This window comes from Ectothiorhodospira shaposhnikovii, assembly GCF_016584105.1.
GTDB lineage: Bacteria > Pseudomonadota > Gammaproteobacteria > Ectothiorhodospirales > Ectothiorhodospiraceae > Ectothiorhodospira > Ectothiorhodospira shaposhnikovii.
Map to the genome: position 1 here is coordinate 1 of NZ_NRSM01000003.1, position 14836 is coordinate 14836.

General features: G+C 61.8%; 11 protein-coding genes. 2 read left to right on the forward strand and 9 right to left on the reverse strand.

The features are described from left to right. Positions 1 to 119 precede the first annotated feature (119 nt). Genes CKO35_RS02345 through kdpF form a run of 6 tightly spaced genes read right to left on the reverse strand, consistent with a single transcriptional unit; the run spans position 120 to position 8070 of the window. Positions 120 to 848 (reverse strand): response regulator transcription factor, encoded by a 729-nt coding sequence (locus CKO35_RS02345; RefSeq protein ID WP_200172215.1) that lies wholly within the window; start codon positions 846 to 848, stop codon positions 120 to 122. Then, positions 845 to 3535 (reverse strand): sensor histidine kinase, encoded by a 2691-nt coding sequence (locus CKO35_RS02350; protein WP_200172218.1) that lies wholly within the window; start codon positions 3533 to 3535, stop codon positions 845 to 847. Before CKO35_RS02350 ends, CKO35_RS02345 begins: the two co-directional genes overlap by 4 nt. Then, on the reverse strand, positions 3532 to 4137 hold the full coding sequence (kdpC, locus tag CKO35_RS02355; RefSeq protein ID WP_200172220.1) for a potassium-transporting ATPase subunit KdpC: 606 nt from the start codon (positions 4135 to 4137) through the stop codon (positions 3532 to 3534). Before kdpC ends, CKO35_RS02350 begins: the two co-directional genes overlap by 4 nt. A gap of 11 nt (positions 4138 to 4148) precedes the next feature. Continuing rightward, on the reverse strand, positions 4149 to 6209 hold the full coding sequence (kdpB, locus tag CKO35_RS02360; protein WP_200172222.1) for a potassium-transporting ATPase subunit KdpB: 2061 nt from the start codon (positions 6207 to 6209) through the stop codon (positions 4149 to 4151). Next, entirely contained in the window at positions 6209 to 7981 is a 1773-nt protein-coding gene (gene kdpA / locus CKO35_RS02365) for a potassium-transporting ATPase subunit KdpA (RefSeq protein WP_200172224.1), read from the reverse strand. The genes kdpB and kdpA overlap by 1 nt, the downstream gene beginning before the upstream one ends. Continuing rightward, on the reverse strand, positions 7978 to 8070 hold the full coding sequence (gene kdpF, locus CKO35_RS02370) for a K(+)-transporting ATPase subunit F (protein WP_200172225.1): 93 nt from the start codon (positions 8068 to 8070) through the stop codon (positions 7978 to 7980). The genes kdpA and kdpF overlap by 4 nt, the downstream gene beginning before the upstream one ends. Positions 8071 to 8358: 288 nt before the next feature. On the opposite strand from kdpF, the gene CKO35_RS02375 reads away from it, so the two are divergent. Both CKO35_RS02375 and CKO35_RS02380 read left to right on the forward strand, forming a co-directional pair. Then, on the forward strand, positions 8359 to 8940 hold the full coding sequence (locus CKO35_RS02375) for an RDD family protein (RefSeq protein WP_200172227.1): 582 nt from the start codon (positions 8359 to 8361) through the stop codon (positions 8938 to 8940). A gap of 506 nt (positions 8941 to 9446) precedes the next feature. Further along, on the forward strand, positions 9447 to 11051 hold the full coding sequence (locus CKO35_RS02380) for a sensor domain-containing diguanylate cyclase (RefSeq protein WP_200172229.1): 1605 nt from the start codon (positions 9447 to 9449) through the stop codon (positions 11049 to 11051). A 1-nt stretch (position 11052) separates the two neighbouring features. On the opposite strand, the gene CKO35_RS02385 is transcribed toward CKO35_RS02380, so the two are convergent. Genes CKO35_RS02385 through CKO35_RS02395 form a run of 3 tightly spaced genes read right to left on the reverse strand, consistent with a single transcriptional unit; the run spans position 11053 to position 14751 of the window. Further along, a complete protein-coding gene (locus CKO35_RS02385; RefSeq protein ID WP_200172231.1) occupies positions 11053 to 12420 on the reverse strand; it encodes a sigma-54-dependent transcriptional regulator in 1368 nt (455 codons plus the stop codon). After that, positions 12420 to 13877, reverse strand: coding sequence for a sensor histidine kinase (locus CKO35_RS02390; protein WP_200172233.1), 1458 nt, complete (start codon positions 13875 to 13877; stop codon positions 12420 to 12422). The genes CKO35_RS02385 and CKO35_RS02390 overlap by 1 nt, the downstream gene beginning before the upstream one ends. Before the next feature lies 1 nt (position 13878). Continuing rightward, positions 13879 to 14751 (reverse strand): substrate-binding domain-containing protein, encoded by an 873-nt coding sequence (locus CKO35_RS02395; protein ID WP_200172235.1) that lies wholly within the window; start codon positions 14749 to 14751, stop codon positions 13879 to 13881. Positions 14752 to 14836: the final 85 nt, after the last annotated feature.

The following is a 14836-nucleotide window of genomic DNA, read 5'->3' on the forward strand; positions in this document are numbered from 1 at the left end:
GTCTTGGGAGGGTGGGGAGGGCGGCACCGTGCATAATGAAGGGGATCAGAAGGGAAGGGCCTGTTTGGTGTGGGCCACCGCCAGCATGTAGCCGAATACCAGGACCGCCAAGAGCCAAGCTACGGCCCGGCCGGCATCATGCCGGGCTCGGTCAAGCGATATCCAATACCGACTTCCGTGATCAGATAGGTGGGGCGGGCGGGATCCGGTTCAATTTTTTTTCGCAAGGTTCGAATAAATACCCGCAATGAATCGGATTGATGGGTGTTTGCGGTGCTGCCCCAGACAGTTTTCAGGATCTGCTTGTGAGTGACCACTTGGCCCTGGCGATGGGCCAGGCAGACCAGCAGATCATATTCGGTGGGTGTCAGGATGATTCGATGGTTATCCCTGTGCACTTCGTGCCGCGCCAGATGAATTTCCAGTGCCCCGCAGCGCAGTACCGGCTGTTCGGGGCGGGATTCATTCCGCTGGTCCCGGTGGCGGAGCGCCACCCGGATTCGGGCCAGCAACTCGCCGGTGCCGAAGGGCTTGGTCAGGTAGTCATCCGCTCCCAGGTTGAGTGCTGTCACCTTGTCATTTTCATGGCCACGGGCCGAAAGTACGATGATGGGCATCTGGCTCCAGGCGCGGATGCGAGGGATGACTTCAATACCATTCATGTCCGGTAATCCCAGATCCAGGAGTATCAGGTCCAATTGGCATTGTTCAAGCAGTGCCAGGGCATTCGAGGCTTTGGCGGCGTGGGTGATCTCAAAGCCGTGCATCTGCAGGGTGGACACCAGCACAGCGGCCAGGGATGCGTCGTCTTCCACGACCAGAATGCTGGGCTTGACCAGGGATTTCATGCGTTGGCTTCGGCGGCTTCGGTGGCATTGGTGGACGGCCGGGGCAGTGGCGGCCAGCCGCTGACCGGGAGGGAGAATCTGAACACCGCCCCGCCGCCGGGATTGTCTTCGATCCACAAGCGTCCACGATGGGCCTCGACAATGGCTTTGCAGATGTTCAGGCCGATACCCAGCCCGCGGCTGTCCGAGGCATTGGGACCCCGATAGAATTTCGTGAAGACCCGTTCACGGTCCTCCTCGGGGATGCCGGGCCCCCGGTCACTGATACTGAAGATGATCACGCCGCTTTCCTCGGTCACGCTGATACCGACCGGTGACCTGTCGGCAGAATAGGTGATGGCATTCTCTAGCAGATTGCTCAATACCTGTTGAATCAGCACGGGATCCATTGCGGTGGTAGGCAGGGACTCATCCAGAATGCAATGAATGGGGCGATTCGCCAGGTGGGATCGCATGCGATTGAGGGTGGCGTTGACCACATCATCAATCTCCTGCCAGCTCAACTGAACCATCCGCTCTCCCTGTGCCTCCAGTCGACTCATGCTGACCAGGTCTTCAATAAGCTTTTCCATCTCCACGGCTTCGTTAACGATACGATGTAAAAGATCCTGCCAGACTCCCGTGGGGCAGTCCGCCGGCATGGATTGTAGAGAAGAGGCCGCCCCGAGGATGGTGGACAAGGGAGTGCGAAGATCATGGGAGACCGAACTGAGTATCGCCGAGCGCAGCCGTTCCGTCTCAACCTGGACCTCGGTATTGCGGGAGATCTCGGACAGGTATTCCCGCTCGAGGGCGATGCTCACCTGTAACAGACAGGCCTTCAGCAAACGCCATTCTTCCGCGGGCCAGAGTGGGTCTTGAGAGTTATTGGTCCGGTGCAGTATGACCACTCCCAGGGTGCGCCCCGAGCCACCCAGAGGTAGTAGCAGGCCTGGGTTGCCCGGTAGGGTATCGGTCCCACGCCCCGCAGGTACGCCGTTGTTCAGTACCCACTCGGCCAGGGCCAGTTCGTCCTTGGTCAGATCCCGGATAGGCGGCAGGTTAACGGGGCCGGGGTTGATACGCCCTTGTCTGTCGGGCAGCAGCATCCTTACATGGATAGGAAATATCTCGCGCAGTTCGGCCTCGGCGACCTGTACGAGACGGGTTTGGCCACTTTGTCTGCTCAGTGTGCGAGCCAGCTTGGACAGGCGTTCCGCGCGCTGTTGGAGATCCTCGGCGATCCGGGCATGGCGACGGACGCGAGCGGTCAGGGTCGTGATCGTGAGGGCGACGAGACCCATGACACCAAAAGTGAAGAGGTACTGGATATCATCCACGACCACCGTGTAGAAAGGGGCAGTAAAGAACAGGTCGTAAAGCAGCACGGCAAGGCCTGAACTGATCAATGCCACCTTCAAGGGCGCGCGGACCGCAGCGAAGACGACGGCTGCCAGGTAGGCCATGATGATATTGGCCTCCGCCAGTCCCATCTCCCTGAACCCAAAGGCGATGCCCGTGGCTAGGGCCAGGGCGCTGCCGGCTTCCAGCCAGTGGTGAGGCAGGACCGGGTGGGTTTCCGATCTTTGTGTGATGGTGCGCGGAGGCCGATCATCCTTTCCCGCGCTGACCACATGCACATCGAAGCTGCCGCCTTGGCTGAGTAGACGTCGGGTTATGGAGCGACCGAACCGTCGCCGTCGGAGAAATGCCTCGTGGCATCCGACGATGATCTGAGTAAAACCATGTTGCCGGGCGTGGGCTACGATGCCATCCACTGCGTTCTCGGCGGATATAGTGACCGTATCCGCCCCAAGACGACCGGCATGGGCAAGGTGCTCATTGACCTTATGTTGAATCTCCGGGTCTTCCGAACTCAGGTCCGGCGTCTGTACGTACAGAGCGGTCCAAGGGGCCTGAAAGGCCGAAGCCATGCGTTGTGCAGTGCGCAGAACCCGTTCCGTGGTCTTGCGCGGGGCGATACACACAAGGATGCGTTCACCACTGCTGATATGCTGCCTGAGGCGTTCGCTTCCCGTTTCCCGATAACCCTGCCGGCCGACGCGTTCAGCAGTGCGTCGCAGGGCCAGTTCCCGCAGGGCAAACAGATTGGTGCGACGGAAGAACTGCCCCATTGCACGCTGTGCCTTCTCGGGGGCATAAACCTTGCCCTGATGAAACCGTTCCAATAGTTCCTCGGGGGGTAGATCAATCAGTTCCACATCATCGGCCTGATCAAACACACTATCTGGCACCAGTTCCTGAACCACAATCCCAGTCAGGCGCTCCACCAGGTCATTCAAGCCCTCCAAATGCTGAACGTTCATGGTGGTCCAGACATCAATGCCCGCCCGCTGCAATTCAGCGATGTCCTGGTAGCGTTTGGGGTGCCTGGCGTCCGGGGCGTTGCTATGGGGCAACTCGTCCACCAACAGGATTTCAGGCTTTCGTTCCAGAGCGGCCTGGAGGTCGAACTCCTGCATGGTCAGCCCCTGATAAGAGGTCTTTCTGAAGGGTAGCTGTTCCAGGTGTTGCGCAAGCTGGTCGATTTCCTCCCTTCCATGAGGCTCTATATAACCGGCCACCACATCCTGGCCTGCCTGTCGGGCACGGACGGCCACTTCAAGCATGGTGTGCGTTTTACCCACACCCGCGGCATACCCAAAATAGATCTTCAGGCGACCGAAGCCGCTCCTTGATCGGGTCATGGGGTGCTCACTCCGGTGACACCCCCCATGTACCGATGATCCAGGGCTCGATTCAGGCTCACCACGTGCACTGTCCGCTCGCCGAAGAGACCCAGCCAACGCCCTTGCGCATGGGTCTCGATGAGATCATGAATGGTTTCAAGAGGCATGTTTCTGGCCATGGCTACCCGCTCCGCCTGGTAGAGGGCAGCGGCCCGGCTGATGTGAGGGTCTAGCCCGCTGGCAGAGGCCGTGACCAGGTCCACCGGCAGCGGTCTTTCGGGATTCTGACCTTCCAGACCTCGCAACGCATGGATGCGAGCCTGAACTTCCTCGATCAGGCCCGGTTCGAGAGGGCCGAGGTTGCTGGCATCGGAGTTCAGGCCGTCGTAGGGAGTATCTCCGGTCAAGGAGGGACGGGACCAGAAATACGCCGGCCCTGCAAATGCCTGTCCCAAGTGGTAAGCACCTATCTGATGGCCTTGGTCTTCCATGATGCTGCCGTTGGCCTGGTGAGGAAACAGCACCTGGGCCATGCCGGTGATGGCCAGGGGATAGGCCACGCCCGTCAGCAAGATGAGCAACGCCATGAATACCAGGGAACGTTGAATGATCAGTCTCATGATGGTTTCTCTCAGAAAAGACCCGATGCCACCAGCAACAGGTCGATTATCTTGATGCCTGCCACCGGCAGCAGCAGTCCACCCAGGCCGTAGATGATCAGGTTTCGCCGCAGCAGCCCGGTGGGTCGCGCTGGGGTGTATCGGACACCGTGTAGCGCCACCGGGGTGAGCAGCGGGATCATCAAGGCATTAAAGATCACTGCTGCAAGAATGGCCGATTCCGGGCTGCCCAGGTGCAGTATGTTCAGGGCATCCAGTGCCGGGAAGGTGGCTGCCAGCACCATGGGAACGAGTACCAGAAAGCGTGCCACATCGTTGGCGAGACCGAAGCTGGTGACCGCGCCTCTGGCCATCAGGATCTGCCGGCCGATGCCGACGATATACCGAATCTTCGTGGGATCGGCATCCAGATCCAGCATGTTCCCGGCCTCTTTGGCCACCTGTGTGCCGGAACCCATGGAAATACCCAGGTCGGCCTGGGCCAGGGCCGGGGCGTCATTGGTTCCATCACCACTCATGGCGATCACTTTTCCCTGGGTCTGGTACTTACGAATCAATGCCAGTTTGTCCTCGGGTGTGGCCTCAGCGACGAATTCGTCCACGCCCACCTCGGCGGCGATGCCGGCGGCAGTGAGGGGGTTGTCACCCGTAATCATCACCGTGTGGATGCCCATCTTGCGCAGTTCGGCAATGCGCTCACCGATGCCTGGCTTGATCTTGTCTCTCAGAGCGATGGTCCCCAGCACTTGCTGGCCTTCGGCCACGACCAGGGGGGTGCCACCCTCACCAGCGATGCGTCGAACCTCGAAATCCAAAGCTTCGGGCCACGTGCCACCCTCTGCCTGCAGGTGTTTGCGAATGGCATCGGCGGCACCCTTGCGCACGGTACGTCCCTCTTGCGCCATGTCGATGCCGCTCATGCGCGTCGTGGCGCTGAAAGGGATCAGTCTTGCTGTTGCGGGAAGGCTGGGGGGGGCGAAGCCCTGCTCCCTTTGTACCAGTGACAGGATGCTTCGCCCCTCTGGCGTATCGTCGGAGATGGAGGCCAGCCCGGCAGCCTCTGCCAGAACCTGTGCCGTCACGCCGGGGGCGGGGATCAGCTGCCAGGCCTCCCGGTTGCCCAGAGTGATCGTGCCAGTCTTGTCCAGTAGCGCGACCTCCACATCCCCTGCCACTTCCACCGCATGACTGTCGGTGGCCAGGACATTGTGTTGGCCCAGGCGCGTCAGGCCGGAAAGGCTGATGCAGGAGAGCAAGGCACCGATGGTGGTGGGCAGCAGACAGACCAGCAGACCGACGATGACGATCAGCTCCAGAGGGCTGCCGCCGCCATAAGCAGCACCGAAATGGGATATGGGCAGAATGCTCACCACAACCAGCAAGGAAACGATGGTCAGGAATATCAGGAAGATGAACAGGGCCAGTTCGGTGGGCGTCTTGTGCCTCTGACTGCTCTCCACCATGGTCACCATTCTGTCAATGAAGGTGCCTTCACGGGTATATCTCAGTTTTACAATGAGCCAGTCGGAAACCACCCGGGTACCGCCCAGGACCTGATGACGGTCTCGGCAACCTTCTCTGATGACCGGCGCGGACTCCCCGGTGATGGCACTCTCGTCGACGGTAGCCACGCCCTCTTCGACCACGCCGTCTGCGGGGATGAGTTGTCCGGCCTGTACCAGAACCCAGTCACCGGTTTGCAGGTCGCCGACCATGACTGGTTCTCCAGGGGCATCGCGGTGCGGCGCCGTCAGGCGATAGGCCAGCCCTTGTGGCTGTGAACGGCGCAGTTCCTGAGCGTGAGCGCGCCCTCGGGCCATGGCCACGCTCTGCACCCAGTTGCTGAACAGGACCGTGAGCCATAGCCATAGCGTGATGCTGGCCACCATCGGGAATTGCCCCACCGCCATGCCGAAGGCGGCCAGTATGCTCAGGATCAATCCCAGGCAGGCGCTGACCCAGACGACGAAGATGATGGGGTTTCGCAATTGCTGTCCAGGCCCCAACAGCCGCAGACTTTCCCGCAGCACACGGGCATCAAAAAAGATTCCAGACAGTCCTACCGTATTCATCAAAATGCCTCCGGATGGGCGAGCAGGACGGCTTCCAGGATGGGGCCGGCGATTTGAGCCGGCAGGAAACCCAGTCCACCGATCACGATAAAGGTCAGTATCAACAACAGGGCAAACAGAGGGGTGGTGGTGCGTACGCTATTCCTTTCGTCCACGGTGGCTGATTTCTGTGCCAGATACCCGGCAATAGCCAGGGCCGCGAGCATGGGCGCAAAGCGGCCGATCAGCATGACCATGGCAAGGCTCAGATTGAACCATGGAGTGTCGGCATTCAGGCCGGCGAAGGCACTGCCATTGGTAAAGCCGGCTGACGAGTACGCATACAGCAGTTCACTGAATCCCCGAGGGCCGCCATTGGTCATGTGATCCGTCAAACCCGGCATCAGCAGTGATGAGGTGATACCCAGCAGTACCGCCGCCCCAGGTAGCAGGATGCCCAAGGTAGCCAGCCGGATCTCCGCCATGCCGAAAGGCTTGCCCATGAACGAGGGCGTGCGGCCCACCATCAAACTAGCTAGAAACACGGCCAGTAGGGTGAAGAGCAGTAGATTCTGCAGCCCTCCCCCGACGGCACCGAACACCGGGCCACCGATCTGCATGCCCGACATGATCACTGCCGTGCTGATGGGCAGGTAGGATGCATGCATGGAATTCACGGAACCATTGGAAGTCACCGTGGCAGACACCGCCCATAGGGAGGACTGGCCGATCCCCAGTCTGGCCTCCTTGCCTTCCATATTGCCGCCGGGCTGTTCACTGCTGGCAATCTGATCAACGCCCAGCACTTCCAGGCGCGGTGAACCCATCTGTTCCGTGGCGGTGACGATGGCCACCGCGGTGAACCAGAATGTCAGCATCACACCCAGGAACAGCCATCCCTGTCCAGGATTGCGCGACATGCGTCCAAAGGTGAAGGTAAGTGCCGCCGGGATCAGAAGGATGGCCAGGGTCTGTAGCAGATTGGTGAGTGCAGTGGGGTTTTCCAGGGGATGGGCCGAATTGGTACCGAAAAATCCACCACCATTGGTGCCCAACTGCTTGATGGCGATCTGGGAGGCTGCGGGACCCAGGGGGATCGTTTGTTGGGTGGGCAACGTTTCCAGGTGGCCGGTTTGCAAGTCTGCGGGCGCATGGGCGATGACCGTATCCACCTTGGTATAGGGACTGAAGGTCTGCACGACCCCCTGGGAGATCAGTACCAGAGCCAGCAGGGTCGCCAGGGGCAGCAGCACGTACAGGTGGCAGCGCACCAGATCCACCCAGAAATTCCCCAGATGACCGGTCCCGTGGGCGGTGATGGCACGGATCAGTGCGATCAGGACCACGATGCCCAGGGCGGCGGACAGGAAATTGAGTACACCAAGGCCCATCATCTGCGTGAGGTAGGAATATGTCACTTCGCCACTGTAGTTCTGCCAGTTGGTGTTGGTGATGAAACTCACTGCCACGTTGATGGCCGAATGCACGGCGGGTGGCGGAAGGTTTTCCGGATTGGCCGGCAGCCACCCCTGAAGCATCTGCAGGAGAAATAGAAAACCGATCGCTACGAGTGACATGACTAGTAGCGATGCACTCCAGCTCTTCCAGCCCTGGGGCTGATCCGGATCGATCCCCATGAGGCGATAGGCTGCCTGTTCCACGGGTTTCAGAAGGGGGGTCAGCAACACCCGTTCGCCGGAAAACACTCGGGCCATGTAAAGGCCCAGCGGCCAGGCCAGCAGTAATAGCAGGCCAGTGAAGATAAGCAACTGGGCCAGTGCAATCATCGTCATAGGAATGCCTCCGGGACAAACATGGCGTAGATCAGATAGCCCAGCAGGCCAACTGCCATGAGCCCGAACAGCGTGTAAAGGATCGTCATGATGCCTCCAGAGCGTGAATGACTTGTCGCTGGAGGGAAAGATTAGGTGTTTCGGCCTTAACGTGGTGTTAAGGGGGCGGGGTTCGCCGATAGGCGCGCTATCAGCTGTACAATGATGAGGTGCCCAAGTGAATTATTGTGGGACGGCCCAGGTCTTGCCTGTTCTCTCCATTATTGTTGTGGGCATGCCAAGACCGGGTTTTCTTCAATGCCTGGCTGTACGCAGGCAGACCGACCGAGCACAGAGCAGTCCTTTTAGCCAGCTTCGACGATACAGGGAGCGTCACCATGTACTGCACGCAATGTGGTCACAACAACGATCATTCGGCACGTTTCTGCGCCGGTTGCGGGGCGTCCCTCGGGACGCAGCCGTTGCCGGCCGACATGGCGGAGGGAGCGGGCGCCGCTGCTGCGCCCGCCTCAGCCTCGGTCAGGGATGCCGGATTCTGGTATCGCCTGCTGGCATTCGTGATTGACATGGTCATCCTGACCCTGATCACCATCGTGGTGGCGGTTCCGCTGGGTTTTGCCCTGGGGGCATCCATGGCGGCAAGCGGGGCCACTGGCCAGGAGATCACTCTGGTTGCGGAAGGTATGGGTAATCTGCTGTCCCTGCTGCTGGGGTGGCTCTATTACACGGTGTTCGAGTCCTCGAAATGGCAATCCACCCCCGGCAAGCGGATGCTGGGCCTGCGGGTGACGGACATGGACGGCAACCGGATCGGCTTTGGTCGCGCCAATGGCCGCTACTGGTCCAAGATCCTTTCGGCGCTTTTGCTGTTCATCGGCTATCTGATGATCGCCTTTACCCGGCGCAAGCAAGGTCTCCACGACCTGATTGCCTCCACGCTGGTGGTCAGGCAGTCGTAGATCAGCCCTCATTGTTAGCGGCCTCATCTGCAGGTCCTGGGATGCTCCGGACGGGACACCCCGCACAAAGCGGTATTCCGGGAGCGTGAGGGTGATGCGGGGTTGTCCAGGCCGACATTCCCGCGAAAGCGGGAATCCAGTTGCGGGGGCTCCCCCTGGGCTCCCGCTTTCGCGGGAGTGACGGCGGTGCCGGCGAGGGTTAGTGACGACGGTGCCTGGCGTAGTGACGACGGGGCTTGGCGAGGGTCCGTTCTGGAATGACGGCAAGAGTTTTTCATCCGTACCCGTCATTCCCGCGAAAGCGGGAATCCAGTTGCGGGGCCTCCCCCTGGGCTCCCGCTTTCGCGGGAGTGACGGCGGTGCCGGCGAGGGTTAGTGACGGCGTGAGGATGGCGCTGTTTGGTAAGATGGGCGGGAGCAGGTCGCCGGCATGGCGCCTGCGGCATACCTTCCTCTCCCTGTCCCTCAATCCAGGGGCAACCAGTCAAAACAGGGGCGCCGGCGGCATGAGCCTCCAGAAGACGCTGTTCGGAAAACTGGTCTTGCTGACGCTGGCGATGGTGATCCTGCTGGGCTCCCTGGTGTCGGTCGTGCTGTATCACAGCGGCCTCGACTCGGCTCAGGCCGTCATTCGCAACAAGAACATGGCCGCCGCTCACCATATTCGGGGCTATGTACAGCCGCTGCGGTCCGTCGTGCAGTACCTGGCCGCCAAAGATGCCGTGCGTCAGGCCATGGATACGAACTACCGTGACGAGTCGCAACTCCTGGAACTGTTCCGTGTGCTGCAGGATGCCAATCCGACCATACACTTCATCTTCGCAGCCTACGAGGACGGTCGGTTGGTCATCAATGATTATGTGCCGCCCCCCGGATTCGATCCCCGTATCCGCCCCTGGTATGAGGCGGGGGTGCGAGCGGGCCCGGCATTGTCGGGCGGCATCCCTTACCGTGAAATCAAGTCGGACGAGTGGCTGGTGTCGTTCAGTCAGGTATTGCTGGACGAGGATGGCGGGCTACGCGGCGTGGTGGCAATTGATGCTTTGGTGGATGCGGTGATGGAGGTCATCGGCGCCCGCGATCCCTCCTTCACCACTGCCCGCAACCTGGTGCTGGATCATGAGGGCAGGATACTGTTTCATGCTCAGGATGGCTTGATTGGTACCCGGTTTGCCGGTTGGGACAGCCTGGCGCCGATGATGGGGGAGGGAAGCGGTCAGCTCTTCCTGGCAGTGGATCAAAGGACCTGGATGGTGCAGTTCATTCATGAAGAGCCCCTGAACTGGACCGTGGTCACCATGGTGGAGAAGCGGGAAGTCCTGTTGCCCATCATGTTGCGCATCCTGCAAAGCGTGGCCGTGGTGCTGTGTATCGCGTTGTTGCTGTCCGCCTCCATGGCACGAAACCTGAGCGCCCATATCGTGGGGCCGTTGCGTCTGCTGGAGCAGCGGGTTCGGGATGTGGTCGATGGCAAGGCCTTGGGACAGACACGACAGTCGGTGCCGCTGGCGGGATTGAAAAACGAGATCGGTACCATTTCTCAGGCCATCGAGGCGGTGACGGAACACGCCTTGTATCAGAAGAATCGGGAGCTTCAGCACAACAATGCGTTGCTGGAAAGGCTGTCCCAGACCGACTCCATGACCGGCCTGATGAATCGTCGCAAGATGAACGAACAGCTGGAGCAGGAGTATTCGCGGGTCTGTCGCTATCAGGGCACCTTCGTACTGATGCTCTTCGATATCGATCATTTCAAGCAGATCAACGACACCCATGGCCATCATGTGGGCGATTTCGTCATCCAGGAACTGGCGGCCCTGGTGCGCAGCATGGTTCGCGCCACCGACAGCGTGGCGCGGTGGGGGGGCGAGGAGTTTCTCATCCTGTTTCCTGAAACGGATCAGGCCGCGGCAATGAACATTGCCGAGAAGATCCGTGCCGCCATTGCCGCCCATCGATTCCCGGTTCCCAGACCGGTCACGGTCAGCATCGGCATCTGTCAGCACAGACCGGACACGAGCCTGCAGGAGCTGCTGATTGCCGCCGACAAGCTGCTTTACCAGGCCAAATCCGGGGGGCGTAACCGCATCTGCGTGGGATGTTCGGAATAAGTCAATGCCCCGGCCCATCAGCCCCCAGCCCCAGCCGCCGCATCTTTTCCCACAGATTCTTGCGGCTGATGCCCAGGGCCTGGGCGGTCTGGGTGATCCTGCCCTCGTTGGCCCGCAGGGCCTCCAGGATGAAGGCCCGCTCACAGCGTTGCAGATGGGTGGATAGATCAAAGTCCTGATGGGTTGCCGCCGGAGCCGATGTCCCGGTGTCCCCGGCGTGGGTTTCCGATAGGCCCGCGTCACGCTCCCTGAAAATATCACTCCCCTGGATCACCGGTGAATCGGACAGGATGCAGGCCCGTTCGATGGCGTGCTTGAGTTCCCGCACGTTGCCCGGCCAATCATGGATCGACAGGGTATCCATCGTCTGGGGCGTGATCACACAGCGCTTGCCCTGTCGGCGGGAACAGTCCGCCGCGAACCCCTGGGCCAGCCAGGGGATGTCCTCCCGTCGCTCCCGCAGCGGCGGGACGTGCAGGTGAATCACGTTGATCCGGTAGTACAGGTCCTCCCGGAAACGGCCCTGTTCCACTTCCTCCCGCAGATTTCGGTTGGTGGCGAAGATCAGTCGCGCCTCGAATCGTCGTGGACTGTGGCTGCCGATGGGCATCACCTCCCGTTCCTGCACCGCCCGCAGCAGCTTGGCCTGCATGGACAGATCCAGTTCGCCGATCTCATCCAGGAACAGGCTGCCGCTCCCCGCGGCCTCGAACAGCCCGGTACGGCGGCGGTCTGCACCGGTGAAGGCCCCCTTCTCATGGCCGAACAGCTCGGCCTCCAGCAGGGGATGGGGCAGGGCGGCGCAGTTGATGGCCAAAAAGGGGAATTCGGGGGTACCGCCAGACAGATCATGCAGGCGTCGGGCAACCCGTTCCTTGCCCACGCCCGATTCTCCCGTGATCAGTATGGTTCCGGCCTGGGCGGCCACCCGGGGCAGCAGGGACTCCAGTTGCCGCATCTGCGCGGAGACGCCCAGAGGCGGGAAACCCTCCCGGTCTTCTCGCTCGGGACACAGGCCCGCCACCTTTTCCATCAGCCGGTTCAGATCAAAAGGTTTGGTGACATAGTCCGCCGCCCCCGCCTTGAGTGCCGAGACCGCCTCCTGAATGGCGCCGTAACCGGTGATGAGGATGACCGGTGGTGCCGTCGGCAGACCGTTGACGGCCTCCAGCAGCGCACGGCCGTTCATCCCGGGAAGACGAATGTCGCTTAGGACCAGGTCCACCGGCCGGGCGGACAGGCGGGCCAGGGCGTCTTCGGCGGAGCGGCACCAGAGGGCGTCGTAGTGTTCCAGGCGGAAACGATCCAGCAGGGACTCACCCATGATGGCGTCGTCTTCCACGATCAGGATGCGTGCCTTCGTCTTCATCAATCCTCCTCGTGGCACAGGGGCAGTCTTACCGTGAAGCCGGTGCCACTCTCGTCGCTGTCCACGGCGATCTGTCCTCTGAGCTGCTGGACGATCTGGTAGCTCACCCACAGGCCCAGGCCGTGGCCGCGAGGGTGATCTCCGGCGAAGGGTTCGAACAAGTGACCGAGGCGTTCCGGCGGGATGAGGGGGCCTGCGTTGATCACCTGGATGCTCAGGTATTCGCCCGTGATGTGGGCGCAGACGGTGATGATCTCGCCTGGCGGCGTGGATTGCAGGGCGTTGAGCAGCAGGTTCAGCACCACCTGCCTGACCAGGGTGGCCGGCAAGGGCAGGGGCACGTCCGGCAGCGCCACGTGCCAGTCAAAGTTCACCCGTTGTCGGTGGGCGTCGGCGGACACCAGGGTATGCAAGTCTTCAAAGTCCTGCAGGGACAGGGGCTTGCCCGAGGGGCGGGCCTCCACCAACAGGGCGGAGACCGTGTCCCGGATCTGCAGCAGGCCCCGTTCGATGAGGGACAGGGTACGGGCCGTCTGCTCGGCATCGCCACCGTAGCGCTTGAAGGTATCTACCGCATTGAGCATGCCCCCCAAAGGGTTGTTGATCTCATGGGCCACGCCGGCGGCCAGGCGCCCCACGGCCGCCAGCCGTTCGTTCACCATCACCTCCTGCTCCAGGGCCTCTTTCTGCCGCAGTTCATAGAGCATGCGCCGAAAGGCCACGCCGGCACGGCCGATCTCGTCCCCCGACTCTTCCAGGTCCAGGGCGGCATCCTCGGGCAGGCCGGCCCCCACTTGCGCCATGCCGTCGGCCAGCTTGATCAGCGGTCTGGCGGTGCGCTGCCCCCAGTACCAGGTGAGGGGCAGGATCAGGGCCAGCAGGGCTAGGGTGTAGATCACCGATTGCTGCACCAGACGGGCGGCGCGGGCACGCATGCCGTCCCGGGAATAGCCCAGGACCAGATGTCCCAGGGTGACGCCGTCGGCCACCACCGGCAGCACCAGGGCCAGTGTGTTTTCGTCCACCACCAAGGGCCGCGCCCCGGGCAGGGTGGGGGATGCCCGTACCCAGGGGGCGATGCCGCGAAACCGGGGCAGGGCCTCGGGCTCCGCGTTCACCGGATAGCGGGCGGGATCGGAGCTGGCCATCACCCGCAGGTCCCGGTCAAACAATACCAGGGCGAAGGGCAGGCGCTCCGCCGCCCGCTCGTCAACCCCGGACAGCGGTGACCGCAGCAGTTCAAAGGCCCGCCAGACGTCATCCTGTATCAGGGGCACCACCAGGTTCTGGGTGAGAGTAATGCCCAGCAGCCGGGCGTTTTCCTCCAGGTCATGCTGCAGTTCATCCCGTTCCCGCGGCACCTGCACGGCGGTGAGCAGGGTGGCCGTGATCAGCACCAGGACCACGGCCCGCAGGGGGATCTTGTAGCGCAGGCTGAGATCGCGCAGCAGCAGCATGTCAGGCCACCCCGTCCGCCATGCGACCGATGTCTTCATAGAGGTCGGGGGCCGCGGTCTCGAAACGGTCCAGGGCCAGTTCTGCCAGCAGGGCTCGGCCGTCCGTATCCCGGTGCATCCCGTTGAGCACCCGTTGCATGGATTCGCTCAACGTCGGCGCCAGGTGCCGACTGGCCACCACCGGGGGAAAACCGAAGGGGTCCGAGCGTTCGATGACACGGGTGTCGTCGGTGATCCCGGGGGCGCGGCGGGAGAGCACGTCCCAGACGTAGCCATCCACCGCGCCCGCATCCGCCAGCCGGACCGCCACGGCCTCGATGACCCGGCGGTGGGCCAGGGTGAAGAAACTGCGGCCGAAGAGGGTCGCCGGGTCGAGGCCCTGTTGTTGCAGGCGATGGCGCACATAGAGATAGCCGGAATTGGAGTCCGGATCCGAATAGGCGAAGGTACGACCCCGCAGCCGGTTCAGGTCCTGGAGGTGGGGGTCCTCGGCGTGGCGGATCAGGTAGGCACGGTAGAGGGGCGCGCCCTCGTAGACCGGTACCGAGACCAGGGCCAGGCGGTGCCGATGACGCCAGTAGGGATAACCGCACAGCCAGCTGAAATCGATGCGCCCCTCCAGCAGCAATTGCAGGATCTCGTCATAGCTGCGTCGCTGCACGAACTGCAATGGCCGTTCCAGGCGCCCTTCCAGATACCATCGCCAGCGCCCCAGAAAACCCACCTGGTCATCCAGGAACACCGGCGTGAGGCCGAAGCGGATGGGCTCATCGGCGCCGGCACGTGCCCAGCCCAGGGCGCCCAGGCAGCCCAGCGCCTGCAGGGTCCGGCGCCGACGCAGGGAAAAACCGGTCTCGGTGGCAGGTTCGCCCATGTCGTACAGACTCCTGGTTACCGCGTGGTAACGCTTTGTGCCGGGTGTTACCCGATGGTGACGGGTTAGCGGGTGCTCATGTTAC

Coding starts and splice junctions, on each gene's coding strand:
- CKO35_RS02395 (WP_200172235.1), bottom strand. CDS start 14,751: ATGGGCGAACCTGCCACCGAGACCGGTTTTTCCCTGCGTCGGCGCCGG.
- CKO35_RS02390 (WP_200172233.1), bottom strand. CDS start 13,877: ATGCTGCTGCTGCGCGATCTCAGCCTGCGCTACAAGATCCCCCTGCGG.
- CKO35_RS02380 (WP_200172229.1), top strand. CDS start 9,447: ATGAGCCTCCAGAAGACGCTGTTCGGAAAACTGGTCTTGCTGACGCTG.
- kdpA (WP_200172224.1), bottom strand. CDS start 7,981: ATGACGATGATTGCACTGGCCCAGTTGCTTATCTTCACTGGCCTGCTA.
- CKO35_RS02345 (WP_200172215.1), bottom strand. CDS start 848: ATGAAATCCCTGGTCAAGCCCAGCATTCTGGTCGTGGAAGACGACGCA.
- kdpB (WP_200172222.1), bottom strand. CDS start 6,209: ATGAATACGGTAGGACTGTCTGGAATCTTTTTTGATGCCCGTGTGCTG.
- CKO35_RS02350 (WP_200172218.1), bottom strand. CDS start 3,535: ATGACCCGATCAAGGAGCGGCTTCGGTCGCCTGAAGATCTATTTTGGG.
- CKO35_RS02375 (WP_200172227.1), top strand. CDS start 8,359: ATGTACTGCACGCAATGTGGTCACAACAACGATCATTCGGCACGTTTC.
- kdpC (WP_200172220.1), bottom strand. CDS start 4,137: ATGAGACTGATCATTCAACGTTCCCTGGTATTCATGGCGTTGCTCATC.
- kdpF (WP_200172225.1), bottom strand. CDS start 8,070: ATGACGATCCTTTACACGCTGTTCGGGCTCATGGCAGTTGGCCTGCTG.
- CKO35_RS02385 (WP_200172231.1), bottom strand. CDS start 12,420: ATGAAGACGAAGGCACGCATCCTGATCGTGGAAGACGACGCCATCATG.